25 protein-coding genes are annotated in these 25,295 nt (G+C 42.9%); 6 read left to right on the top strand and 19 right to left on the bottom strand.

What is annotated here, in order from left to right; translation table 11 throughout:
• Positions 1–41: 41 nt before the first annotated feature.
• The 8 genes from istB to FDK13_RS32850 form a co-directional block, all read right to left on the bottom strand.
• On the bottom strand, positions 42–758 hold the full coding sequence (gene istB, locus FDK13_RS32880; RefSeq protein ID WP_137344268.1) for an IS21-like element helper ATPase IstB: 717 nt from the start codon (positions 756–758) through the stop codon (positions 42–44).
• Positions 748–2,343 carry an IS21 family transposase gene (istA, locus tag FDK13_RS32875; RefSeq protein WP_229216322.1) on the bottom strand — a complete coding sequence of 532 codons (1,596 nt, stop codon included), beginning with the start codon at positions 2,341–2,343 and terminating at the stop codon, positions 748–750. Before istA ends, istB begins: the two co-directional genes overlap by 11 nt.
• A gap of 633 nt (positions 2,344–2,976) precedes the next feature.
• Positions 2,977–3,474, bottom strand: coding sequence for a phosphohydrolase (locus FDK13_RS32870; protein WP_137344267.1), 498 nt, complete (start codon positions 3,472–3,474; stop codon positions 2,977–2,979).
• A gap of 156 nt (positions 3,475–3,630) precedes the next feature.
• Positions 3,631–4,401, bottom strand: coding sequence for an alpha/beta hydrolase (locus tag FDK13_RS32865; RefSeq protein WP_137344266.1), 771 nt, complete (start codon positions 4,399–4,401; stop codon positions 3,631–3,633).
• An 844-nt stretch (positions 4,402–5,245) separates the two neighbouring features.
• On the bottom strand, positions 5,246–5,389 hold the full coding sequence (locus FDK13_RS35655; RefSeq protein WP_170982983.1) for a hypothetical protein: 144 nt from the start codon (positions 5,387–5,389) through the stop codon (positions 5,246–5,248).
• 98 nt (positions 5,390–5,487) lie between these two features.
• The gene (locus FDK13_RS32860; protein WP_137344265.1) at positions 5,488–6,645 is read right to left on the bottom strand and encodes a sensor histidine kinase; all 1,158 of its coding nucleotides are present in this window, start codon (positions 6,643–6,645) and stop codon (positions 5,488–5,490) included.
• Positions 6,642–7,397 (bottom strand): LytR/AlgR family response regulator transcription factor, encoded by a 756-nt coding sequence (locus tag FDK13_RS32855; protein ID WP_137344264.1) that lies wholly within the window; start codon positions 7,395–7,397, stop codon positions 6,642–6,644. The genes FDK13_RS32860 and FDK13_RS32855 overlap by 4 nt, the downstream gene beginning before the upstream one ends.
• Before the next feature lie 146 nt (positions 7,398–7,543).
• Entirely contained in the window at positions 7,544–10,639 is a 3,096-nt protein-coding gene (locus tag FDK13_RS32850; RefSeq protein ID WP_137344263.1) for a lantibiotic dehydratase, read from the bottom strand.
• Positions 10,640–10,849: 210 nt separating this feature from the next.
• On the opposite strand from FDK13_RS32850, the gene FDK13_RS32845 reads away from it, so the two are divergent.
• Positions 10,850–11,983: a lanthionine synthetase LanC family protein gene (locus FDK13_RS32845; RefSeq protein WP_137344262.1), complete on the top strand. Its 1,134-nt coding sequence runs from the start codon at positions 10,850–10,852 to the stop codon at positions 11,981–11,983.
• Positions 11,984–12,026: 43 nt separating this feature from the next.
• Positions 12,027–12,272 (top strand): hypothetical protein, encoded by a 246-nt coding sequence (locus tag FDK13_RS32840; protein WP_137344261.1) that lies wholly within the window; start codon positions 12,027–12,029, stop codon positions 12,270–12,272.
• A gap of 134 nt (positions 12,273–12,406) precedes the next feature.
• Here FDK13_RS32840 and FDK13_RS32835 read toward each other — a convergent pair whose 3' ends face one another.
• The 3 genes from FDK13_RS32835 to FDK13_RS32825 all read right to left on the bottom strand — a co-directional run bounded on the left by FDK13_RS32835 (position 12,407) and on the right by FDK13_RS32825 (position 16,335).
• A complete protein-coding gene (locus FDK13_RS32835; RefSeq protein ID WP_137344260.1) occupies positions 12,407–12,754 on the bottom strand; it encodes a hypothetical protein in 348 nt (115 codons plus the stop codon).
• A 393-nt stretch (positions 12,755–13,147) separates the two neighbouring features.
• Entirely contained in the window at positions 13,148–14,614 is a 1,467-nt protein-coding gene (locus tag FDK13_RS32830) for a Fic family protein (RefSeq protein WP_220417493.1), read from the bottom strand.
• Positions 14,615–14,964: 350 nt separating this feature from the next.
• Entirely contained in the window at positions 14,965–16,335 is a 1,371-nt protein-coding gene (locus FDK13_RS32825; protein WP_137344258.1) for an IS110 family RNA-guided transposase, read from the bottom strand.
• 303 nt (positions 16,336–16,638) lie between these two features.
• On the opposite strand from FDK13_RS32825, the gene FDK13_RS36820 reads away from it, so the two are divergent.
• Genes FDK13_RS36820 through FDK13_RS32810 form a run of 3 tightly spaced genes read left to right on the top strand, consistent with a single transcriptional unit; the run spans position 16,639 to position 17,501 of the window.
• Positions 16,639–16,803: a single-stranded DNA-binding protein gene (locus tag FDK13_RS36820; RefSeq protein WP_137344257.1), complete on the top strand. Its 165-nt coding sequence runs from the start codon at positions 16,639–16,641 to the stop codon at positions 16,801–16,803.
• Positions 16,804–16,861: 58 nt separating this feature from the next.
• Positions 16,862–17,053, top strand: coding sequence for a hypothetical protein (locus FDK13_RS36815; protein ID WP_137344256.1), 192 nt, complete (start codon positions 16,862–16,864; stop codon positions 17,051–17,053).
• Positions 17,054–17,093: 40 nt separating this feature from the next.
• Complete coding sequence (locus FDK13_RS32810) at positions 17,094–17,501, top strand: DUF932 domain-containing protein (RefSeq protein ID WP_137344255.1); 408 nt, start codon at positions 17,094–17,096, stop codon at positions 17,499–17,501.
• 86 nt (positions 17,502–17,587) lie between these two features.
• Here the strand turns inward: FDK13_RS32810 and FDK13_RS32805 are convergent, their stop codons facing one another.
• The 8 genes from FDK13_RS32805 to FDK13_RS32770 all read right to left on the bottom strand — a co-directional run bounded on the left by FDK13_RS32805 (position 17,588) and on the right by FDK13_RS32770 (position 24,312).
• A complete protein-coding gene (locus tag FDK13_RS32805) occupies positions 17,588–17,812 on the bottom strand; it encodes a tyrosine-type recombinase/integrase (protein WP_137344254.1) in 225 nt (74 codons plus the stop codon).
• 120 nt (positions 17,813–17,932) lie between these two features.
• Positions 17,933–18,316: a tyrosine-type recombinase/integrase gene (locus tag FDK13_RS36470; RefSeq protein WP_137344253.1), complete on the bottom strand. Its 384-nt coding sequence runs from the start codon at positions 18,314–18,316 to the stop codon at positions 17,933–17,935.
• Positions 18,259–18,960 carry a tyrosine-type recombinase/integrase gene (locus FDK13_RS32795; RefSeq protein WP_137344252.1) on the bottom strand — a complete coding sequence of 234 codons (702 nt, stop codon included), beginning with the start codon at positions 18,958–18,960 and terminating at the stop codon, positions 18,259–18,261. Before FDK13_RS32795 ends, FDK13_RS36470 begins: the two co-directional genes overlap by 58 nt.
• Entirely contained in the window at positions 18,957–19,880 is a 924-nt protein-coding gene (locus FDK13_RS32790; RefSeq protein WP_170982982.1) for a tyrosine-type recombinase/integrase, read from the bottom strand. The genes FDK13_RS32795 and FDK13_RS32790 overlap by 4 nt, the downstream gene beginning before the upstream one ends.
• Positions 19,881–19,915: 35 nt before the next feature.
• Positions 19,916–21,157 (bottom strand): site-specific integrase, encoded by a 1,242-nt coding sequence (locus FDK13_RS32785; protein ID WP_137344250.1) that lies wholly within the window; start codon positions 21,155–21,157, stop codon positions 19,916–19,918.
• A 77-nt stretch (positions 21,158–21,234) separates the two neighbouring features.
• Positions 21,235–22,083: a tyrosine-type recombinase/integrase gene (locus FDK13_RS32780; RefSeq protein WP_220417492.1), complete on the bottom strand. Its 849-nt coding sequence runs from the start codon at positions 22,081–22,083 to the stop codon at positions 21,235–21,237.
• Positions 22,055–23,050: a tyrosine-type recombinase/integrase gene (locus FDK13_RS32775; protein ID WP_137344249.1), complete on the bottom strand. Its 996-nt coding sequence runs from the start codon at positions 23,048–23,050 to the stop codon at positions 22,055–22,057. Before FDK13_RS32775 ends, FDK13_RS32780 begins: the two co-directional genes overlap by 29 nt.
• Complete coding sequence (locus FDK13_RS32770; protein WP_137344248.1) at positions 23,047–24,312, bottom strand: tyrosine-type recombinase/integrase; 1,266 nt, start codon at positions 24,310–24,312, stop codon at positions 23,047–23,049. Before FDK13_RS32770 ends, FDK13_RS32775 begins: the two co-directional genes overlap by 4 nt.
• A 153-nt stretch (positions 24,313–24,465) precedes the next feature.
• On the opposite strand from FDK13_RS32770, the gene FDK13_RS32765 reads away from it, so the two are divergent.
• Entirely contained in the window at positions 24,466–25,035 is a 570-nt protein-coding gene (locus FDK13_RS32765) for a DUF932 domain-containing protein (protein WP_137344247.1), read from the top strand.
• Positions 25,036–25,295 lie beyond the last annotated feature (260 nt).

The raw sequence follows: 25,295 nt of genomic DNA, 5'->3' as shown, positions 1-25,295 counted from the left end.
ATTTAGGTTCTGATCTGAGAGATTCTGATGGGCTGACAATTTTACCGTTTTTTTCTTAAACTTTCACCTTTTAGTTCGATCCGGTATGAAGTATGGACTAATCGATCTAATATCGCGTCGGCAACCGTTTCCTCCCCAATTACATCATACCAGTTTGCAACCGGTAATTGACTTGCAATAATGGTGGACCTTTTCGCGTGGCGATCCTCAATAATTTCCATCAGGTCCATGCGCTGCTGCTGTTCTAGCCGGGTGAGTCCAAAGTCATCCAGAATAAGGAGTTCAGAACGTGATAGTCTTTCCATGAGCTTGTAAATGCTTCCGTCGACCCGGCTTAGTTTCGTTTTCAACAACAGCTTTTGCAGGTTGTAGTATTGGACTTTATAGCCCTGCGCACAGGCCTGGTGGCCAAGAGCCGATGCTAAAAAGCTCTTTCCTGCGCCTGAAGCGCCACTGATCAGGATGGCTTCGCCTTTGGAAAGATAATTGCCGGTAGCCAGTTCTGTGACCAGCGAACGGTCAAGTCCTCTGGAGCTATCCATATTTAATTCTTCGACGGAAGCCTGGTAGCGGAACTGCGCGTTCTTCTGTAACCGTTCAAAACGCTGGTCACTACGCTGCTGGTGTTCTGCTTGCAGAAGGAGTTCAAGACCTTCGGCAAGATTGAGCTCATGATGTCTTCGGGTTTCCAGCAATGCCTGCCAGCTGCTGCACATACCATGCAGACGTAGTTCTTTAAGTTGCACTTCAATTTTCATTTTGTAAAAAGTTAATGGTAGACTGTATGTAATAATCTTTGCCCCGGATGTTGTGATGTGCCGGTAGTGTTTGCGGCTGGGTTATCTCGTCCTGATGATCGGTCATGTTATTTTCCAGGATCTTCTGAATGAAGCGGTAAGAGTAAATTCCGTTATCAATGGCAATCTGGCAGGCCTTTGCGAACTTATCCGGATTACTATCGCGGTGCAGACGAAAAAGACCGTCGCAGCTGCGGTAGAGCTGCTCAGGATAACGGTCCTGCTGGAAGATCTGCTCGACCAGAAGATATAAGTCTTCGGATTTACTTCTGGCCTTTTGAAGGTAATAAGCAGGGCTACGGTCCAGATAGGCCTGATTCTGAGAACTCAGATGTTCTTTTACAGAAGAATATCCTCCCTTTAAATAGCTGCGGATATGGACAGCGACCATCTTGCCGTGCGCATAAATGTTGACCATATTACGGGTATAAACAACCTTTACCTTTATGCCTGTCAGCGCGTAGGGAACACTGTAAAAGTGCTTCATGATACAGACGTGACCACTATGGGCAACCTTGGGTTCACAGTAGTACTTCAGCTCAAAGTGCTGCTCAGGCAATGGTAACAACAGAGGTTTTTCTACGGCCAGGAATCGTTCCTGACGGCAGTAATCCTTGCGCTGCATGCGTGTCTGGTTATGCTCGTTGATCTTTTCTTTTATCGCTTCATTTAAGGAAGTGATATCAAAAAACTGACGGTTACGAAGCTTGGCATAAACCCGGGTGTATAAAAGCTTGACCTGGTTCTCAACTTTACTTTTGTCTTTAGGTTTGCCCGCTCTTGCCGGTACCACCGACATATTATAGTGATTGGCAAAGTCGTCCAGGCTCTGGTTAATCTGGGGTTCATAACGGTCAGCTCTTATCACGGCAGACTTTAAATTATCAGGGACCAAAGCTTTTGGTACACCACCCAATTCGTTCAGGCAACAGGAAAGAGCGTACAGGAAGTCGCTGATCCGCTGGCTGGGAACCGCCATAGCAAAGGCATAATCCGAGAAAGGTAAACAGGCAACAAACACCTGACAGGCAATCACTTCACCAGTCTGCTTATCAATATAATGCATCGCTTTGCCCGCAAAGTCGACCATGAGTTTATCTGCGGGCTGGAAAACAAGAACCGAAGACGACCTGGCAGCCACAAGCTGCTGGTGTAAATGGAAGCAAAACTGAGAGTAGCCATATCCTTGCGGAAAGGTCTGAATGTATTCTTCCCAAAGTAATTTTTTGGTTACCCCGACCTTTTCAAGCTGGCTCCGGAAGTAATCAAGCTTACCCTTCAGATGCACATACCTTGGATCTTTATAAGCGGGATTGCCTGCATGAAACTTGTTTTCCAGTGCAGGATCTTCCAGCTGCAATAAGTCTTGCGGCTGGATATTGACGGATTCCAGTTTGCTTAAATACGACTTCACAGTATTCTTGCTAATACCGAGCGTACGGGCGATAGCCTTAATGGAATAGCCTTGAGAATGTAATCGTAAAAGTTGTTTAATCTGGCTCATAGGTCTTGGTTTTCCAGCCATCAGTGATCTGCTTTTAGTCATTAAAAGATCACTAAATAAACCAAAACCAACGCTAAGAGGGGGTCAGTATGCTCCGGTACACCATGTCGAAATCCGTTTTAGAGGGGTCAACATGCTCCGGTACGTTCCGTTCTCAACTTTTAAGGGGGTCAATATGTGCCGGAATGGCAGGCGATTCCAGCGAATCAGGCTACTTTAACATTCCAAAACATTCCGGCTTTTATGGGGTCAACATGCTCCGGAATATCCAATTCGTCGAATAACAGAAGGGGATTTGCAGCCTGATAATGCGTACTTTTTCATCTCGTCCGCTCATTTATAAGGCAGTAATAGAGATGCGTTACACCAACAGCATCAGTGTAAACAGTAACACATAATGTCATGCGGCACGATAAAGACATTTTTAATTAATAATTGCGAATGGTCGGTTGGTGCTGGAAACTGGAGAATTCGGTGTAATTGACCACCTAAATACTTTTATGCTGGGCTTTCCATCAATTTGGTAAACAATATGCGAGCATAATTACTTCATTGAAGTGAAATCAGTCCTGCTGTAGTTTTTCTTTTAATGGTTTTCATGAGAAATACCGCCAAGCCCAATAGTCCGCCAAGCTTTAATGCAAAGCAAACGTGTGATTTATTGTGCGAAATATTTCACTTCTTAAATATGGGCAATGGGTTTGTGGGATGTTTTAATAAATTCTTCAACGATTCTTTTACAAGGAATGTATGAAAGCCCAGGTTTGGAAACCTTTTTCTGTTTTCACTGATTTTCTTCTTGTCAGATTTGAAAGTCAGTAGCCCTAATGATACATCTATCCAGTCCGCTTTTCTGAATGTTTCTACCATGTGTTCGTGTGTACCTTGGTATTTACTCATTTTATGGTGCCAATAGATCATCAGGGAAATTTCGGCTATCCAGTCTGTCCTATCGATTTCAGTCAAATGAATTCTGGCCTGCTCTATCGAAGGATATAAATAGTCAAAGGTATGGTCAGTCCAAATGCCTACGTCATGCAATACTGCTGCAATGGCATACTTATCCTCATTATCTTTTTTATTATCGATTAAAGTGCAGTTCAAAAAAACACGGTATACGTGGTTTTTGTACCTTTCATAATCTACACCCATGAGCGACTTGAATTTCGACATGAGATCTTCAATAATTTTATTTGAATACTCCATCGGTCAATAACACAACTTTTGATGCTTAGTAGTGCCTGGTCACTGTAACTGGAATTCTTGCAGGCCGGAATTAGTAATTGATCGTCCTGCCGTTCTTGCCAGTTGCACTGTTTGTTTGCAATCTCACAAGGACTGATACCACTCCAGGATATAATCAGCCACCTTTTCCCAGCCTGGTTCCCCGCAAATGAAATGACTCTTGCCTTCAAATATTTTGACATCAACCTGGCTACTTACGTCCTTGTATCTACCCGCAATTGTCCTTGTAAGGTCAGGAGGGAAAATGTGATCGCTGCCGCCACCAACAAACAAAACCGGAACGTGCGCTTTCTTAAAGTCTATATTTGAAAAGGAGTCAAGGACCAATTGACGACTTACTTTATAACTTTCGGGTACCGCAAATTTTTCGAACGCTCTTGCTTTTTCTGCATCAGGGATCGTATTGAAAAAGGAATTGTCGTACCATTTACGACTACCCATAAAGTACTTATTGAACGAGAAAAATCCAAAAGCCGGTAATACTGTTTTAAGCGTTTGAATTGGTGGAAAGACATTTTTTGGCGGTGCTCCGTCAATACTTACAGCCGCAGTTGCCCTTCCCATTTCCATCAATTTCAATGCCGCCATTCCCGCCATCGAGTGGCCAATAATCAATGGTTTTTCCGGTAGAGTATTGATTAATTCGGAGATGTTATTTACAACATCAATAAACCCGGTTTTAACAAGATCAGGATGAACTTTTGCTCTTAGATCAGCAGGATTGCCATCGTGTCCAGGGTTTGCGGGCGTGTAAACCTTATAGCCCTTTTGCTCATAATAACTTTTCCATTCTGCCCAACTGGTGTTGTTTACGAAGTTTCCGTGAATAAGTATAATAGTCTTAGATTTTTCCATATTAATTAATGTTAAAAAATTAGGAATTGACATTATGGATTTTGACGGTTCAATTGAAACCTACATTAATTGACTTTCTGATATAAGTTCGATTAAGGATGACTGGATCAACCTATTTCTGAAATCGGATTAAGAATTGCCCGGCAATTACTCCCTGGTGGTGGTATTTTAGATACCACCACTAAGGTATATTATTTGAATTCAATATAAAGATTATTCTTTAAAGTAAAACGGTGTTGGGTATACTATTCGCCATATTACTATTGAATGTGAGGTTTTCCTTTGAAATTTGGATGAGCCCAAATTCAAACATTGAGAATCAAACCCAACTTTCCCGGTTTGGCTGTATGAGAGTTGGCTGGCTATTAAGAACAGCAGATTATATGCCCTATGTAATAGTGGGCAAAAGATGTATTTTGTGATCTCCGTCAAACTTCGGCTACTATGAAAAGTGATAAGGTTTTACTGTAGATACTCACCTTCAAACAGCATTGAAAAAGCAACGCTGATCGATTTTAAAATAGCGTAGGATTGACAATAAGCTTCGGTAATCAAGGGCTGCCTTCAGGCCAGCATGCTAATGATGTGTAGAATCTCCTGATTAATAATTCTTTCCTCGAGAAAAATGATCTGCTCTGCATAAAAAAACCTTTCGCTACTTGCTTTGTCGTCGCTTGCTGACATAGCAATTCGTTATGAACCTGAAGAGCTGCCGAAGTACTTTTCCCTGGATTTCGCTGGCATCACTTTACCTTTCCTCAACATAAAAGCGGTATCACAGATTAGCCATGATACCGCTTTAAGAATGACAGGGTTGTCTCGTCTTAGATAACCGCCCGGCCAGTTACCATCCCTGGGTGCAGGTAGTACCACTGGTGGTCATCGTTGTTTCCCTGGGCTTTTGAGTAGCCGCTCCTTTGGCTTTCTCCAGGCGGGAAATCGTAAATTTTTTAAACGGAGTTTCCTGGCTTTTTACCGTAGGTTTCATAAGCATTGTTTTAAGTGATTTAACATTGATACTTATCAAAGCAAATCAATAGACAAATGCGCCGCAAATTTATTATACCAGCCGCCGGAAGATTTATATTAGTTGTCGGTTTTTTTCGATAAGGGGGTTTTCAGGATTACCGAAAAAGTTTCCTCATTTTGATCGATTTCAAGATGGTGTCTTTTTGGGAAATGCAGCGCCAGTGTCTTTCGGATGTTGTCCAGGCCAATGCCTTTGTGCTTTTTTTGCCCGATATCAGGTTCTTTTGTGTGCTGCGGCTTGCTGTTTGTTATTCTGAAATCCAGCCAGTCGCCACAGACCTCGCTGGATATATTGACGTAAGAAAAGCCGTTTGTTGCATACACGCTATGTTTGAAAGCATTTTCTACCAGCGTGATCAAAAGCAGTGTCGGTACCTGGTGTGTTTCCTGAATTTCACCCTGCATTTCAAATACGATTTCTGAACGCCGACTGGTGCGGATCGATTCCAGGTCAACGAACTGATGTACATAGTGAAGCTCTTTTTTGAGCGGGATAAATTCCTGCTCTGCATCATACAGGGTGAATCGGATCAGGTCTGCTGCCTGGATCAGGTATTTACTAGCCTTCTTATTGATATATTTCAGCTCTGCCTGAACGGCGTTGAGCATATTGAAAATAAAATGAGGTGTAAGCTGCGCACGCAGGTAGTCCAGCTCAGACTGGACCCTGTCTTTTTGGTCGCTGATTTCTTTGATATCCCGCGCCACGATGTGCTTGATGAGTTTAATCCCGACTGGCAGCGTTAAAAACTGCATTTCCAGAAGATCGTAAATAAAAACAAACCAATCTGTACTCTCCCTTGTAGAAAACGGCTTCAGATAACGCATTCCGAACGTGGTGAAATTGGCTGGAAGGTTTGCAAGGCCTATATAGTGCTGGCAGTACAGGTAGAAAAGAACCGTTACTATATGTGTTACTGCAAGCATACAAACCAGCAAGGCTGCAAACAGCATTAAGTCTTTGAATATTTTTCCCAAAGCGCTGTAAACGAGCCGTCCCAGGTAAAAGACTGGAATAAACCTACCATAATAGAGCACGTAAGCGTACAATACCTGTGGATCTTTGATCCTTTCGATAAAATCAGGGAAGAAAAACAGCAAATGGTTAACGATAAAGAATCCCCAAAAAATAACATGTATCAGCACGCGCTTGGCGATGCTCAGCGGAAAAAGGATATTCCGGTAGTTGTAGAGATTTTCTGTTAAGATCTTCATGCCTGTTTTCTGTTTTGCATAAGTAAATTGACAATCCTTTCGCGTTCAGCACCTCGCCCTGCGAGAGGGCATTCCTGATCGTTAATCATAGTCACGGAATTTCTTTCGATTGACCTGACCGCAAAGCGGTTGATTACATAGGACCTGTGTATTTTGATAAATATGTCTTCGGGCAGTTTGGTCGTTATTTTCCCAATGTTGCCATGGGTGACAATGGTGCCGCGTTCAAAGGTCACCCGCACATAATCCTTCAGGGCCTCGATCGCAATAATTTCATTGTAACGCAGTCTGACTATTTTGCCAGGTGTCGGAAACCAGATATCACCCGCGGTTTGTTGCTGATCCTCATCGGCAGCTTGAAGGGTGATGACGGTAGTCTCTTGTTTGATTGTTTTAAGTATTGCTTTTATGAAGCGGTCTTCTGCAATCGGCTTGAGAAGAAAGTCCGTCACCTGGTGATCAAACCCATCCACTGCGTACACGCCGAAAGCGGATGTTAAAATGAAATGGGGCCGCGGATACGGTAGCATGTTGATCAGGTCCAGCCCTGACTTTTCAGGCATCTGCACATCGAGAAATATGATGCCTGGCTGCACGCTGGCGATCATGTTGATTGCCTCCATGACGCTATAGCAGCTGCCGCAGTGCTCAAGCCATGGTGTTTTTTCGATCAGTTCGCCAAGGGCGATGTGCGCTGACTCTTCATCGTCAACGATCAGGCACTTCATTGTGGTAGGTTTTTTCTTTTCCATTTCTGTCGATTTTATTGGTTAATAAATCCATGACACAGAGGGGGCTTCAGAAAAGGTTCAACATGCTTCCATGCAGGTTGTTACCACAAGTTAATTATTTTATGAATTATTTCTACAACTTATGGGAGTAAAGTAGAACATTAGCTTCACTGGATTTTTCGTTTATTTATTGAATTATAATATTTAGTCAAATAGTGATAGGTAAGCAGTTCCTGCTCCCTGGATTTTGATATATACAGTCGATTTAAAAACATGTGCGCAAAACTGATGATCAACTGATGATCAATGGGTTTACCGTGATTTTCGCTATTCAAATGCGACCGGATTTTCATAGACCGATTCCCGAGGATTTCGGTAAGCTTGGGATCCATTGTGGATTTATCCTGATTTAGCGTAGCGTAGACCATGCCCTTGTGTTTTCTGTACTGGCTGTTGAGCTGTATTGTCAAGGAACCGTCGCCTTTAAATTCTTGGAACATACTTGAATAAACGTTCTGGGCTAGCTCTTGTTTTTCTTCTCTATTCAAACCGAAATCATCTAAAAGACGGTCCACCCCGCAAAGACCCGCCAGCCACCTGGCATCCGGGTCCAGCGCCCGCAGAATTTCAAGCATCATCAGGACCGAGTCGCTGTCGGCATGGAAGATGGATTCTGTGTGCAGTGGGTTGAGCCCAGCGTATCGTTCAATTTCCCTTTTGTAGGTATCTGTCTGAAACCTGTTGACAGTCAGGTTTTGCATTTTTGATTTTAAAAACTCATGCAACGATTCAAGGACGTATCGCCAGAAACCGGGCCGGCTGCCGTGGTAGAACCTCAGACGAATATGTGGGGCAGGATCCCGGTAGCGGATAAAAAACCATTTTTCTATCCTTCCTGATTCAAACAGCTTCGTACAGAAGGGCCTGATCAGGTCAACAAGAAGCTCGTCGGCAGTTCTGGTTCCGCAGTAGAGCTTCACGTAAAGCCAGGCGCTTCCGGTTGGGAAATCCCTTTCAATTTTTATACTCTGTTGTGAAGATTCTACTGACGGGAAAATAGATTTTGCAGGTGTTGATTGACCACGGAATGGAAGGACAATTTCATTGGTAAAATGATTGTTGTCATGCACAAGAAGCCCTTGCTTTGGCTTTTCTAAAAATTCAGTGAGCCTGATTTTTTCTTCCTTTTTAAAGATATCTTTAAGAATCAGCAAAGAAACGTCGCTGCAACAATCAATCAAAAGCTCGTTGTCTGCTTGAAAAAGGATTAAAAAGCGCGGTAAATTCAGTAGGTCACAAACCCGTTCCCATGCTGTCCGAAAATCTGGGTCATTTAATAAAAGCTGAGGGTAAAGCGCTTTTTCCAAAGTCCAGACGGCTCTGCTAATGATCCAGTGCTTGCACTCAACTCTGGGAAGAAAATGACGGTTTTTCAGTTGGCCCCAATTCCAGCCATGTATCCTTGGGCTGTCCTGACCGGAGACTTCACATAAAAATCTGTACACAGGAAGGCCGGTTGTAAAGTTGTGGGCTGTCGACATCCGCGGGACAATTCTTTTGTTTAGCCTTTTGCTTCGCAGGACTACTTCATTTCCGTTCGGTACGCTTACCATCAGGTCACTGGAATGGATCTGATGGTGCTCAAATAATGTACTTTGAGCCAGATAGACAATTTCGTATCTCCCTAAATGCGGGCGCTGAAGAATATTGCCTGTCCTGGGCTGGGGCAGGTGAGCAATCTCGGCAAAAATGGTTTCAGAGTTCTGATAGTGTTCTCCGGTTGCAGACTTGACCAGCGTTTCAAGGTCCGGATCAGCATGGCAGAATCTGCCTATTAGCTCAAAGCCACTGGTGCCGCCTGCTGCTCTGAGCATAAATTTGAAGTTTCCTTTATCAAGCTCCTTCAAACTGGATGTTATCAGACTGCCCATGAGGTAGAAATCTCCTGGTTGGTGGATAGGTCCGCTGCCGGGTTGAGATAGATCCTCATTTGTCAGACAAACCGATACGCTTTGATTAGTCAAAACCCTTTCTATAAGCTGTTGTTTTAATGCAGACAATGGCTCAAAATCTGCGGCTTGTTTGGTCTCAGGAAGACTTATATTGTCAATTAGCGGTAGCTCGTCACCGCTACCTGGCAAAATGTCCCCGTAACCGATTCCAGACTCATTGTCTAGTGCCTCCAGCAGTGGGATCTCCCTGTTTTCATATCGCTCATAGAAATCGTTCTTGAAATTTTCAAGCGCGGTGACCCGCTCAGACGATAACAGAAACCGGATAGGCTCAAACTCACTTAATAAAATGTCAACACAGCCTTGACCGATTGTGCATTGCCTGGTTTGGAAGCGGACATCAGTCTGAATGATCGTATTAACACCTATTTCGGGGAAATTTTCACGAAGCAGATTTTTCGCCATAACCAGGTTTTCGACGCTGGGTGATCTGTCATCGATCAACTTTTTAAGTTTTATGAGCCATTCAGCTTCCGCCTTAGCCTGTATGTTCCCAAGCTTTTCGACGAGAACCTTTTCATACAGCGGTCCTGTCACATTGGCTTGTAGTTCACTGACCAGAAGCTGTGCCTGGATGGCCGCAGAAATCAGGTGATTTGCCTGCCCGATTGGCATGGTCTTGTTCAGTGTTTCTTCCATTTGGGCAATAGTGCAGCCCTTACGCGCAAGCGCGATAAAACAGTCCAAGTTCTGATTGGCTTCTATGCCTGACAGCACATGCGTTGTAACATCATCGGTCTCCACTGCCTCCACGTACCGATAGCACCCGTGTAAATCATAAAGGCTGGAATTGACATAAAACCTTATATGTTTACGAATGTGTTCCCTTTGCTCGAAATCGGAAATTATTTTGTGCAAGATTGCCATGTCCAGACGCGTGTGTGTTTCAAAATGTATGTCCTGTTCACCGAATTCAATGGCACTTTGATCAGAGAGGGTACCTGTGGCAATGCCGGCAAACAGCCCGTATGGTGTAGCCCGGCTACACATCCGTACCATGTATTTATATAATGTCAAAAACAGTTTGGCTCCCACATTGCCTTTTCCCTCCTTGCTTTTTAAAAAGGCCTGGTAAAGTCCGGGAGAAGCCGTGAACAGCGCCTGAGAAGCAAGCGGCTGCGAGAAAATTCTGGTTAGTTCGGGCTCGAACAGTTCTGGGAAATCGCCCACCTTCGCATTAAAATCATAAAGTGTTTCAAGTGGAAACATGGGTCTCCTGAGCATAAAAAAGCCCTGCGCGACAGTGTCCATAGTCAGATTTAAGTAGTACTGCTGCGAATTTCACCACCCTAAAACGCCTATGAAAATCTTTTATACCGGCTGTAGGAAATCTTCTACCACACCGCCTGAAGTGGCAATAAATGCGCTTCGTATAATAATATGGGACGCTGGTATAAAAGATTTGACAATCTGATGTGTTTATGCGAAGATTTACTGGCTGATTAACAAACAACCATAAAGATGGTAGGTTCCCCTGGTTTTTCATTTGATGCGGAAAGTGTCCGCACTACGATTGACGATCTTTATTATGTGGTGAATACTAAGAGTATGAACCTGAGCCGTTTTGGTTTTCAAAATGGTCACCTGGGGATTGCTGTGTTCTGTTATCTGTACGGGATTCATACCGGTAGTGAGATGCACCAGAAGCAGGCTTCCGTTTCTTTTCAAATAGCATGCGAGCATATTAATTCAGATCGTAGGATTTGTTATCCCGTCGACTTTCCTGATTTGGGTATTGTGGCGCAGTATCTGATCCGGGGTGGGGTCTTGGATCTGAGCCCTAATTACTATTTGCAAGATGTAGATAATTATTTGCTCGAAATGATGCGGGCTACAATAAGCCAACAGAAGATCGCAGGCTTTTCAACCGGCGCGGTGGGGTATGGACGTTACTTTTTACACCGCGCCCCGCATGATCCGGGCCGTTTTACAGCTATTGTCAATGAGCTGGCCACAGCCATTTCTGAATGTGTTCTTAGCAGCAGCCAAGGCTATTACTGGATTTCATCACCGGCCTGGCTTGACAAACCCGTTGATCTTTCGTTATTAAGTGGAATGTCATCTGTTATTCTGTTTCTTGCCAAAGCCGCTGATGGCGAGTTTATCAAAAAAAATAGTGTCTCAGCGCTCCTTGACAGGGCTGTACTCTTTATTTGTGAGCAGATTAATTTGGTGGAGCCGGGTCAGATCTGTCCTGGATTTCAAGATGGAGATTTGGGTTCGGGTTATGCGGTTATGCGGGCTGGGATGGTATTTGGAAATAATAGCTGGTATAACAAAGGACAGCAGATTGTGGAGCGGTGTGCGGTAGCCTATTTGGGAAATAGTGATTTAAAAATGGATGGCTGCATCCAAAGGGGCAGCTGCGGTTCGGCACTGGCTTTTGATAAAATAAACAGGCTTTCTGCTAACCCATTGCTTGCCCAGGCTGCCGGTTCCTGCTACAGGCACGGGCTGAAAGCCGCCATATCTGCTGGTGCAACAGGGGTAGCAAACGTGTCTTTTTCAGAGGGTATGGCTGGAATAGGGGCGTGCCTGATCAAGGCAATTAAGAGAAACCAGGTTGATTTTGATGAGTTGTTATGGCTATTATGAGTGCTGAATTACGATTGAGTTTTTCAAACTAAACATGTAGATTATGAAAACGGATTTTTTAAGCCTGACTGGTTTTCAATGGCAGTGTATTACTATGGTTTTAATATCTCTGGTTATCCGGTTTATCATTGGTCGCCGCCGTTTTAACCGTCGTGGGCTGGGGGGCTTGCAGCAGTACAGCAGCTACTCGAAAGGACTTGTCGTGGGATTTATCGAAAGGTTTTTAATGATGCTTACCGGTGTTTTGATTGTGGTCTGCACGGTGCTCTTTTTAACAGGTTACCCCTAATATAAAGGGACCTAAAGCTCTTATACCGGTTTTTTTCTAAATGTTCATGTGATATCTTTCATTAGTCAGCCAGGCTGTGCATCTGGTAACCAGCTTATGGTGTGTCTTAAAAGTGCGTGCATATTGATGGCGTTTTAAGAGAAATCAATACTGGTCCTTTTGTATAAGTCAGGGCATTCCCTTTTGAAATCTTCCTCTTCGTGTACGATAACTTTAACGTGTACCCCCTGTTTTCCATATGTTTTTGAATGGTGTTCCACGAAAAACAGCCCTTCTTTCATATAATTTTTAAAGTTATCTATTGTAGCTGAATCTGTCGTGAATTCCGTTATTTCAAAACTAACAACATCGCCAGGATCAGGAATTACGGCCGGATTGATAATCGTTAACACTTTTGATTCCCTATAATTCTCTGAGAATAGTCTGGTGTTCGCGAAAATAAAAGTGAGTTTGTTTCGAAGGTAAGTGACGACAGTTTCCATGTTGAGTGGATTTAATTGAGTTACTTGTTTTGCTGTACTAATTTAGGAATTTCAGTTACAAATCTCAATAGGGCCGATAACTTGGATTGAATAGCCTAATGGTCTCAATCAAGGTTCAATGCCGATCTTTCAATTAAAACCACTGATTTATGTTACATCCTTTCGCTAATTGGCGGAATAAGCAGCTTCGGCTCAGTGTTGTAGATAACCGATGACTTGGTTTGTCGGGATGGTTTATACATTTCCACTTTCACTATCTCTGCTCGTTGGCAGAGATAATGAAAGTGGAATATTTTCTATTAACCAGCTTTCATTTATAAAAAATTAAGGAATATTTTCAATTAACTATCAGTTTTCTGTGATTAATTTCAGTTAGTCTGTTTCTTTTGAGAACTAGTGAGACACGATAATTAGTTTTGCCGCTTCTGGCTCCTCAAATGCATTACACTGCCTCAGGTAAGTTTCCATCTCCTGCTCATCTTCACCATAGATGTTTGAACTAAATTCAAAAGTTCTCAAAAGCATCCTGATATAGGCTCTGGGATCATGTTGCCGGGTAAGTTTTCGCAGCGCTCCCATATAGTCCTCCCGGTATACGGTCGGTATGATTATTTTAGAAAGGCCTGCGCTGGAAAGTTCTGCATTCATCATAACACGGGCAATCCTTCCGTTTCCATCCAGAAAAGGGTGGACCTCGCTGATTAAAAACATGATGTAAGCTGCCCTAGCAAACGGATCTTTCAGCAATGAATACCAGTCAAAGCCTTTTTTTAATGTTCCGGCTACCAACTGCCAGTCCACAAATTCTGTATTGCCTGCCCGGTTGTTTTTGTCTTTGAACTGTCCCGGTTTTTTAGGTATCCTGGCCCTTAGCAAAGTAGCGTGCCTGCTCCGTAGCAGTTGCAACAATTCATCCGGACTTTTCGGGGTCAATGCCATTTCATGCCGGTCCGAAACGATCTGATAAGTGCCCAGTACATCGTGTGAATCTTCATCACGCTGTGGAAGGGGTGTTTCTGTCTGTATAATTTGCTGCGCTTCGCTAAGTGCGAATTCAGTGCCTTCAATGTAATTAGAAAAGTAGCTTTCAAAGAAGGCAAAATTACGATAGGCTTTCAAAGAGGAGTTTTTGTCATGATAGACAGGGAAAGTATTACCGCTCAAAGCTCCATAAAGCGTTTCAAACAATTTGATTCTGCCCGGATCAAAAGGTTCTCCGAGTGCTCGGGCTATGGCCAGGGGCGAATGAAGACTTTTTGAGTCACCCGTTGTCAAAAGTGTACTGATCAGCTGAGTCAATTTGGTAAATTCTTTTTCCATTCCCAAAACAGGGGCTAGCCTTCGGGCATTATCACGAAGTTCATTGATCGCATCTTCTCCCCTTGACCTGATAATCAAATCAAGTCTTTCCTCAATTTGGCTGATTGAAAGTGTTTTTGACACATCACCTCTGTCCCGGCTTTGCTGCATATTTTCCAGAAATGCACGGGCTTCTTGCGAAGCAAACAGATTTTCAAAAAAAACGTTATCATTTTCCTGTCGGGAAGGACCTTCCAGAAAATGGATGGTTAGACCAGGCAGCCTGTTGTTACGGGTGTAAGTGTGTGTGACAAATACATGGCCGCCCTCAGCCGGGACAAATTCCAGCGCAGTTCGATGACTAAGTACAACACCAGGAAACTGGTTGGAAAGTATCCTGAACCAATTTCGCTTGATGATCACTTCAGGTGCTTCTTCCAGATTTGAAGAATATATTCTGGGTGCAATCTTACGAATAATCCCCTTTCGCTCCATGGCACCAATTTTGGCTGACTCAGCCTTGTCGGATGATCCGAAAAGTAATTCTTGTAGTCTGATCATCGGGATTTTTTTCAATTAAGCCATACATGTAGGTTAGTAAACAAGAATATTTTCTATTAAGTTCTAAAATTGAAGGAATATTTTCAATTAGTGATTATTTTCTTGAAGAAGGTTGTTAAATTGTTTAACCCACAGAAACAAGTCCAAAAGTGCAGCTAAGGTAGTGTCCCCCATTATGCAGTCTGCCGTTAAACCGCCAAAAGGTTCGGCATAATGGGGCACTCATTTTTGTAGTTTTCTTAAAAACAGCCCCACCCTTCGGGACTTATTCCGCGTTCCTTTTGGCCTGAGAAGGGGGCCACTTAACCAGAGCTTTCTTTTTTTCTTGTTTTTTCTACTATATAACTATTTTATGCAGCCTCAGTTTTAAGTCGTTTCAGGGCTCTTTCAAGAGTGGCAATGCGCGCTAATTTGAATTTTTCTTTATATTCTTCCAGGTCAAACGGGTGAAATTTCTGCTTGTACCTAACCATCCGGTAATAAATGATCGCGATTTTTCGGGCTGTTGCCACGATGGCATATTTGTTCCCACCTTTCGCTTTCATTCTGCGGAAATAATCTCCCAACCAATTATTAGCCGATTTTAAACTATTGGCACCTATGCGAAAGGCTTGGGCTGCTAAATTGGGACGCTTTTTCAGTACCTTGCTACTAATGAGTTTTCCTCCTGATATTTTTCGGTTCGGACACAGGTTCAACCAACTGACAAATTTTTCTTCCGTCGCCCATTTGCTCAAATCTGTACCTGTTTCTGCTGTTGCCTCTAATGCAACGGTTTCGCTGACGCCATATATTTCCATAACATCCGTTTGATGAATTCGTTTTAAATACTCACGAGTGTTAAACACTGGTTGATTTTTAGTCTTTTTTCTCTTGGAGATTCTTCCAGATGGAGTGGAGGGGATAGGGAATTTTTCTATAATCCCATCGTTGTTCTGCGCAACTAACTGTTGAAGCACGCCTTCTATTTCATTTTCGCAAACGGTAATTTGTTGCCTTATAAATTGATACATAGTGTAAGACTGCTTCAATAAAAAGAGGTGCTCAATCCGCCAATTACCCTCAAGTGATTTGCGGATTGTTTCAGAATCTGCTTTGATCCGGCTATCAACCAAAGGCAGGAAATTTTCCGGGTTTCTTTCTCCATTGATAATGGCTTCGACAATGGCGGTACCAGTTTTTCCAGTTAAATCGCTAATTACGGTATGTATCTTTAAATTCATCAATTCGAGGGATTTTTGCATTCGGAGAATATTGCTGGAACTATCATTACTTAAATTTCTTCTGTGACGTACGAGGGTGCGCAAGGATTCAATTTTATCGTCTGGTAAAAAACTACTGCTTAGTAAACCGCAACTGTGAAGTCGTTGTATCCACTGTGCATCACTTTCGTCCGTCTTCTTTCCCGTAATATTGCGTGTCTGGCGGGCATTAACCAGATATACTTCAAAACCGTTTTGGACCAACATACTAAACAGATTTTTCCAGTAGACGCCGGTACTTTCAAGTGCTACCGTGTCTATCTCACATTGCCTCAACCAGGCAACAATTGCTTTGAGATCACAGGTAAATGCTCCAAATGTTCGTACACATTCTGTATCTCTGTCTATCGGGACAGCAACAGCATGAATAGTGTCCCCAATGTCAATTCCTGCCGCATTGGGATTGACTAATGCCATTTCTACAAACCTTTTGGTTTTTGGGAGATTATCATTTTTCATTTTGCCAACGGTTTAAGTTTAGTAAAGTACTCTGCTAGGTTGCTTCAATGACATTACTCTACTATACGAACTCTGGCGTTCAATTTGAAACTCAATAAGCAACCAAAACCACACTTTGTGATGAACTTGGGTTCAGTAAAAAACAGGTCTAACTGCAGAGAACTTTCACAAAGTTATTATTAGCGAAACAGAAATCCTTCTTGGGGTACTTTGTGGGAAAAACAATTGTGTTTTTCAGCAGGCAGATTGCAGAGAAAGAGAAAAAAAACGAAAACTATTTTTTCACTAACAATCCTTGTAATCATGGAAATCGTAGCGCGCATTGTTTCGGATGCACAGGTATCAGAAACGAAATCAGGTAAAAAAGTGGTCAATTTTCCGGTCGCTATCAACGACTATTACAAACCAAAAAACGGCGAAGGGGTGCAAACCACCACCTTTATACGCTTGTACCTACTGGCTAAGTGAGGCTATCGCGCCGCGGCTTGTCAAAGGGGTTTTGGTTGAACTCTACGGGCGTATCGGTGTGGAGGCCTATACCAATAAATCCGGTGATCCGGTTGGCGTGATCAATTTTACGGTAAGCCGTATCAAAGTGCATTCAACCAAATCGAGCGGCCTAGCGGCGAGCGGCCCAGCGGCGAGCGGGCATGCTGCAAGCGCATCTGTGACAGGGGGCGGGAGCTCAGCTGATGCGGATGACGATCTTCCTTTCTAATCAGTAATCAATATTTCCCCAACATTAACTTTCAAACATCATGGCACATAACCTTCATTTCGACGAAAATACAGGAAAACACAGTTTCTTATCGGTCAAAGAAAAAGCATGGCATGGATTAGGGCAGATTCTCGACGAACATCCGACCAGTGAGCAGGCAATCAAGCAGGCAGGCCTTGACTACGAAGTAGTAAAAGCACCGCTTTTTATACATACAAATCCGGTGCGTATAGAGCCAGGCGGTGATTTGGCTACCGAGTGGGAGACACCCGTTCCCAACTTTTTTGCAACCAAGCGCATGGACACCGGTATGCCCCTTGGCGTGGTGGGTAAAGACTACCATATCGTGCAGAACCGTGACGCTTTTTCTTTCTTTGATTCCATTTCAGGTTGTGGTGACATCCTGTATGAAACAGCGGGAGCACTTGGAGGTGGTTATGGAAAGTAAAAGATTATGTAAAGTAGACTGCCTTAACCGCCAATTTTGGGGATTTAAATGGTTAGTTGGGCAATTCTACTTTACATTATTTTATCTCAAAAGCTTTTCAACCAGTCCAATAAGGTTTCGTTGTTTCTCCATACAGGCACCTCATTTTTAACCACATTGATGTAAGCTTTTTCAATGGCCTCTCGTTTCTGTTTAGAATCGACCCTCGCATACACTTCGGTTGTTGTAACCGATACATGCCCGAGAATATCACGTATATATACAAGGTTAACGCCTGCTTGCAGCAGGTGCATGGCTTTGGAATGACGCATATGGTGAGCTCACCATATGCGTCAATATGTGGAGTATTACAATATGGGGAGTGTCCATTAAAAACATACTTGTAAACGGATTTTCATCAAAATAACTCCCCATATTATTAGCTTGTAACCCTATTTACACAAGTCTTTGAGCCAATGCATCAAACCCGTGTCGTTTTCCCACTTAGGCAGTTCATTGCAATGAAGTTCGCTGTAAGATTCTTCTAGCGCCTTACGTTTCATCTCACTGTCTGCCCTGGCATATACCTCGGTAGTGATCACATTGGTGTGACCAAGAAAGTCCCTGATGTAGATCAGGTTAATGCCGGACTTTAGCATTCCCATAGCTTTGGAATGGCGTAGTACATGTGGTGTAATTGAGAAATCCACGTTGAAACCAGCATGTTCTTTTGCCAGTTCAACATATGTGTTTAGAATATATGAAATTCCCCACCGCGTTAACTGTTGGTGCTTTTGATTAAAAAAACTGGTGTATCTGCTATGGCGACACCCCATGCATATTTTTTGTGATCTTCCAAATATCCGGTCAGAAGTTCCTTTGTTCGTCCAAGGATAGGTACGTGCCTGGTTTTATTACCCTTGCCATGCAGGGTTATCACTGCAGGTGAATTCAACCGGATATTTTTGACCTTCAAATCGGCCAGTTCCTGTACCCGGGCTGCACTGTCATACATCAACACGAGAATTACCAAATCCCGTTTGCCTTGCTTTGTTCTTATGTCAGGCTGTTGAAACAGGATTTTCAGTTCATCTTCTGTCAGGTAGGGGACAATGGTTTTGGTTACTCTCTTGGATGAAATCCCCAATATCCGTTGCAGTTCAAACAGGTTTTCCGGCATCTGCTTTTGGACATATTTTAAGAAACCGTGTATGGATGATAAACGCTGGTTCCGGGTAATAATACGGCATTTGCGTTCTGTCTCCAGCCAATCAAGATACTTGAGGATAAGCTCTTTGGTGAGTAGTGAGATAGTTATCCGGTCAGGGGCCACGTCCATCTTTTGTTCACAGAATAAAAGAAAGAGCCGGAAGCTATCCCGATAAACAGCAATGGTATTGGTGCTCAGGTTTTTCTCTCCGGATAAGTATGCTGTCAGAAAGCGGGACAGATACCAGGAGAAGTCATTTGCTTTTTTCATAGACACCTCCCTTCTGGAATGATATATCCTAACGTAGCTTCCGTCTTGCTTATAATGTCCGGGTAAAGGTCTGCTGTCAGACGAAGATAATATTGGGTTCCTCTAAAGTCAGCATGTCCCAGATAGGCGCTCAGGTAAGGAAAAAGATTAGTGAGGTCTTTCCCCGTTAAGACCCATCGTTTCAAGCAATGAACGCAGTACGCATGGCGAAGATCATGGATTCTTGGCCCGCGACCCGAATGAGGGATACCGGCATGCCATAGATACTCACGAAACCTTCTGTATGCAGTACTGTTGTCCAAACGCCGGTTAAATGTGCTTTTAAAGTAATAGGTTTCCTGGTCACTGAACAGGTGCATTTCTCTATTATACTTCTTACATCTATCAACCAGGCTTGCTGCCATTGGGATTTTCCGGTCTTTATTGTTTTTAGAGTGTAATATGGTCAGCGTTCCTTCGGTAAGATCCACGTCTTTAAGTTTAAGATTGAGCGCCTCCGACAATCGTAAACCGCATCCGTAGATTAACCGGAACATAACATGGTCCACAATATGCCGGTTACTTAATCGGTGTGACGGGTAGGTGTCTGCCGCCCGAAACAGGTTCCCGAGTTCTTCTTGTGAAAAAATATAAGGAGTATAAGTGCGTTTTTTTGGTGCCGATTTTCTCGGACAGATATAGGACGGATTCCCAATAGTGCATAAATGTTCGGCCAGTCCGCTCAGCAGCTTTTCTTTTTGGTATCTGGTAGATGCCTTCTCATAATATACCCCGTAACAAAAGCCATTGACCAGTTCAGCATCTAACCCGTCACCGGTGAAGCCAACATCATAACAGTATTGGTCAAACATTTCCAACATTCTTCCTTGTCTCTTGTATTGGAAACCCGTCATACGCATCAATACTAAGTATTCCTGCATGTGGTCAGCTATGCTGCTTTTCCATCTATAGTTATTCATAGCACACCTCCCTCCTCCGGATTAATTACACAGTTTCTCAGACCGTTCATGTCTATTTTCAAATAGAACCTGGTAGTTTGGACACTTTGATGCCCAAGTACCTCAGAGATAATTGGAAGCGGGGTCCCATTTTCAAGTAACGTAAGTGCAAGAGTACTTCTCAAAGAATGAAGCCCATGTTTTTGATCATTCATTGTTTCAATTTTGGCACTGACCATGTGCCTTACCAACATTTTATGCAGGCAATTATGGTCTGCAAATCCATTATATGGGGCTTTGTGACGAATAAATACAAAGTTAGAATCGGTCTGGGGACGTCCATTTCTCAGGTAATCAATGATGGCCCAGCCCACATCGTCAAGCAAAGGCAGCTGTAGTTGCTGCCTAGTCTTTTGCATGATAATCGATATTAGGTTACGGTTCCAATTCAGGTCTGATAATTTTAATGTACGGATGTCCCCTACACGTAAGCCGAGCCGGGTTACCAGTAAAAGAATGGCATAATCACGTTTCCCTTTGGGATTTTGGCGATCAATTGATCCAAGCAGTTTTTTTACATCAGTCTGCTGCCAAACAGAAGGTATAAAGGGGTTGCGTGTAATTTTCATATGCGGGAGGCATTTGCACAGATCATGTTCAATAATACCTTCCTGATAAAGAAACCGGAGATAATTGCGAAGCCTGGAAATCGTAGTGGCAATATGCCGGGAGCTATAATCCTTTTGTGATGTTAAAAACTTCAATATATGGATACTCCTCATTTCCCGGGAATCCGTAAGCCCCTCTTGTTTCATGAATATTAAAAACCGGTGCAGTGACCAAAACAAAGATGCCTCGCCCATTGGCGCATAACTCCTTGATTTACAAGCAAGCTTAAAAGATTCATAATCTTTGCTAAATACGTCCGGACATTCAAAAGGTTTTTTCCCTGACCCTCTCTTTTTTATCAGTATACCATGCTCCGAATAATCCGAAAGCGTTCGCAATGCCCTGATAGAAGCAGCTACGTTTGATCGGTATTGATGATAAAACCCGTCGATAACGATGCCAAATTGATGCTGTACGTAGTCAACAGCAAGTGTATTGGAATAATACGTGACATTTTTTCCCTGAATGAATTTTTGCACGCCATTATAACAATGGCGGTAACGACCGATGGTATAATCAGAATACCTTTCCTGTTTTAGGCCTGCAAGGACCCTATCCATGACTTCATGGATCTTCAATTTTTCTTTCATAATAAGCTTTTGTTTTAATAAAGTTTATTATAAATATGGGGAGTGATTTGAGGATAAAACAGGTTTAAGGAGATATTTCAATGGACACTCCCCATATTGTAATACTCCACATATTGTCGGAGCGAATGACAACTGATCTTTTCCGGAATAAGCCCGGTATTACACTTTCGGGCCATTGCTGCATATTTGTGCAGGATATGCGTTATACCTGCCCTTGTCAGTTTTTCTCTGCGAGTGTTGTAAAACAATGGGTACATTTCGGCGTAAGGTTCTGATAAGCCATTTTTGGACATGTAATTTTTTAAGTGAACTACTTCTTCATCCATCAGCGGCACAATCCGCGCTTTATTACCTTTGCCAATGAGTTTGATGGTATAAGGCTTGTTTGACCTAATGCTTCCGGGCATAAGATCAATGATTTCCTGTACCCTTGCCCCACAATCATACATTAGTGCAAGCAATGCCAGATCGCGTATTCCTTTCTTTGTAGACAGATCGGGCTGGCTTAGCAAAAGTTGGATACCTTCAACGGTAAGGTAGTTGATCGTGCCTTGTTTTGCTTTTTTTAGCTTTATGGAAAGTATTCTCCGGCATTCGTCTAACTGTTCCGGCCACTCATACTGTACAAAGTTAAAGAAGGCGTGCAATGCTGCCAGCCTCACATTTCGGGTCGATACACTGCATTTTCGTACCTGCTCCAGGTAATTCAGGAACTCTTCAATGGATTTCTTTGTAAGGTCGTTAAACACCAGTTTTTGGGGTTTGATACCTTTATACTCCTCCATAAACGAGATCAATAGTATGAATGTAATCCTGTAGGAAGATATCGTGTTGCTGCTCATTCCTCTTTCGCCCGGCAGGTATTTAGTGAGGAAGTCGGCAAGGCTTTTTGGAAAGTCAACAGTTTTCATCGTTTGCTTCTTCATAGATTTCCGGGAATAAATAAGGACAGATATTATTGACTTTGGTGATAATGGATGGGTACATATCGGCTGTCAGCCGAACATATCCATCTGTACTGGCAATTGAACTATGCCCCAGGTAAGTTGAAAGGACCGGCAGGGAATAATACAGATCGGAACCTGCTTCCGCCATTTTTGCTAACGAATGAACACTAAAGGTATGCCTTAAGTCATGTACGTGTGGCCCGTAGTGCCGGCCTTTGTGCGGAATGCCCGCTTTATATAACACTTTTCTGAACCAGGCATAAACGCGATGATTATAGCAGCAATCACCGTTAGGGTGTACAAAAAGAAGATCGGTTTTTCTCACCATAGGAAACCATTTGCGACAATTCAGATATTCGGTAATCACGTAGGTTACGGAATCAGAAAGGGGAACCATTCGGTCAGTCCCGTTCTTGGTATTTCTGAGTACGATATATTGTTCTTCAAGATGAATATCCCTACAGGATAAAGCCAAAGCTTCGCCTACACGCAGCCCGGTACCATAAAGTACCCTGAACAAAGCGGGAAGAATAAGTACCATAGAGTTATAGCAGGTACTAAAAGTGCTTAACTGGTCTGTTGCTTCAAATATTGCTGCTATCTCCTCTTTGGTATAGATGTAGGGTTTATAGGTGCTTTTTTTGATTTTGGGCAGTTTCGGCAAGTACGACACGTGATCAAGCGTGTTTAGAAAAGAGGAAAACTGCCTCATGGTCAGTATTCTGTTATACCATGTTTTCTCCGATTCATTCGGTCGCCTCGTACACCAATAATCGCAAAGCGCTTTGGATATGCTAATATTGGTTTCTTCACGGTCGTAAGCCAGTTGATCGAACTGCATCAACGGATATTCAATATTGATGTATTTGTAACCGAGGTGTCTCTTCAAAGCAACAAATTGTTCGATATAAGGCTTATATACGCTATAATAATTGATGGTACTCATGAGTTGAAACCTCCTTTCTGGCCATAAAAGCCGGACATCACCATAGGTACATCGAGCGCACACTGCTTAAGTTGTGTTTCATCAACACGTAGATAGAACATTGTCGAAGCCGTTTGGCTATGACCAAGCACCTCCGATATTACCGGCAAGGGTATTTTGTTTGCAAGTAAATGAGTGGCGAAACTGTGCCGCAAGGCATGGGCACCTTTACGCCTGCCTTCAAGCGGGATACCCGAACGCCGTATATGCAGGCCTATTCTGCCCGCAACATCGTCAGCAGTTATTGTTTTATAGGGGTAAATGTGCTGTACAAAACAACATGGTTGGTCGCAAACCGGGCGTGCATATTTCAGATAGTCGATGATAGCATTACCCACTTCAGAAAGAAGTGGAAACGTAATTGCCTTACCTGTTTTGAATTGAATGAACTCAATTGTGCCTTTATCCCAATTAATGTTTTCAAACTTTAACCGTGCTATGTCTGAAACTCTCATTCCAAACTTTGCCGCCAGCAATACCATCGCATAATCTCTCTTACCCGTTGCGTTGGCCCGGTCAACTGCATTTACTATAAGGCTTACTTCTTCCGGCGAGAAAAACGAAGGTAGTCTTGGTTGCTGTTTGCAATTGGTACGCAGGATCACTTTGGAATAATCTTTACCAAGTATCTGTTCTGTATGTAGATAACTTAGAAATCCCCGAATGATGCCTAATTTGCTGTGGTTGACCGACAATGTTTCAGGGTTAAGGCTTTTTATAAAGGACAGCAGGGGTGCTTCTTTGACCTGATTAAGATTTCCTACTTTCTTATCGTTCAAAAAAACAAGCAAGCCATGCAAGGCATTGAGGTGGTTATTGATAGTGGATTTGGATAGCGTAAAGGTTGCTGATTTATAGTTAATGTAATCTTGCATCGCAAGGCCGATCTCTCCGGTTAATATTTTCGGTGGATTTCTCCGTAACGGCGCAGTACCAAAAAAGATCTGCCCGGTTGATTGGAATACATAAAGTGCATCGACGACATTTACTAACCGCTTTTGCATTTGATTAAGCATGTTATAATCATAATCACCTAATCTCGACTTAATGAACTGTTGGCCAACAGATTGATTATAATACTCAATATTGTGAGCGGCCATGAAAAGTTTTAGAGGTTTCCAGGTTTGCCAGTACTGGCGAATGGTGAACCTGCTGCGCTGCAGCGTAAGGAGATGTTTTTCAAACTCATTTACAAGTTCATCGATGGTTTGATTTTCTTTCATTATTACATTATTTACGGTTATGGCACTATTGCCATTAACAAAATAATGGAAAGTGGAAATAAGACTAAGCTGCTGAATTTGAGATATTCAACGGTTTCAATGGCACAACTTTACATAATATTTTACTTTCCATAACCATCTTTATGGAAAGCTTTGCATAAGTCAGGTGAGCGTATTTTTATCACTGCCAAACTGCCGGGTTACATGCGGGTAGGGGACGACGATCTGATTGAGCGCTACTTATTTTTGACAAATTCACACGATGGTTCTGGAAGCATCACAGCAGCGTTCACACCAATCCGTGTAGTATGTCAAAATACGCTGAATGCAGCCATGCGAAATCTTTCCAATGTGGTCCGCATCCGCCACACGGCCAATGCCAACCTTCGCTTGCAGCAGGCGCACAAAGTAATGGGTATTGCAAATCAGGTTTCAGCGGAGCTTGAACCCGTTTTCAATCAATGGGCAAAGGTGCGCATTACTGACGGGGAGCTTAAAAAGCTGATTGAAATGGCCATGGCTCCCAACCGTGAAGTACTAGGCAAGCTTAAAGACAGCAAGCTGGAGGAACTGTCTTCCCATTATACCAACATGGTTGAAAGTGTGTACGAGTATGCGCTGAGCAGTCCTACTCAGAATATGCACACAACCGCCGGTACTGTCTTTGGTGCCTATAATGCTGTGATTATGGAAAGTAAAAGATTATGTAAAGCGGCTGAGTAAAAGCACTGAAAGTACCTGTGTTACAGGCGCTACTTTGCATAAACACTTTACATAAGATTACTCCAGTTATTTGTGATGGCAATTTTGCCATCACAAATAACTGGAGTATCAATGGAAACATTCGAAGAATTAATTAAGCAATGCATTCAGCATTTTGAACGGCAGCGTTTTTCTACTGGCAGAATTAACATGTACAGATTCCTATGGCTGAAAAAATTAATGCCATACATGATAAAGGAATCGGTACCGTATTACGACGC

The sequence above is a fragment of the Dyadobacter frigoris genome, from assembly GCF_005280585.1.
Lineage (GTDB): Bacteria > Bacteroidota > Bacteroidia > Cytophagales > Spirosomataceae > Dyadobacter > Dyadobacter frigoris.
This window is presented reverse-complemented; position numbering and strand designations above follow the sequence as displayed.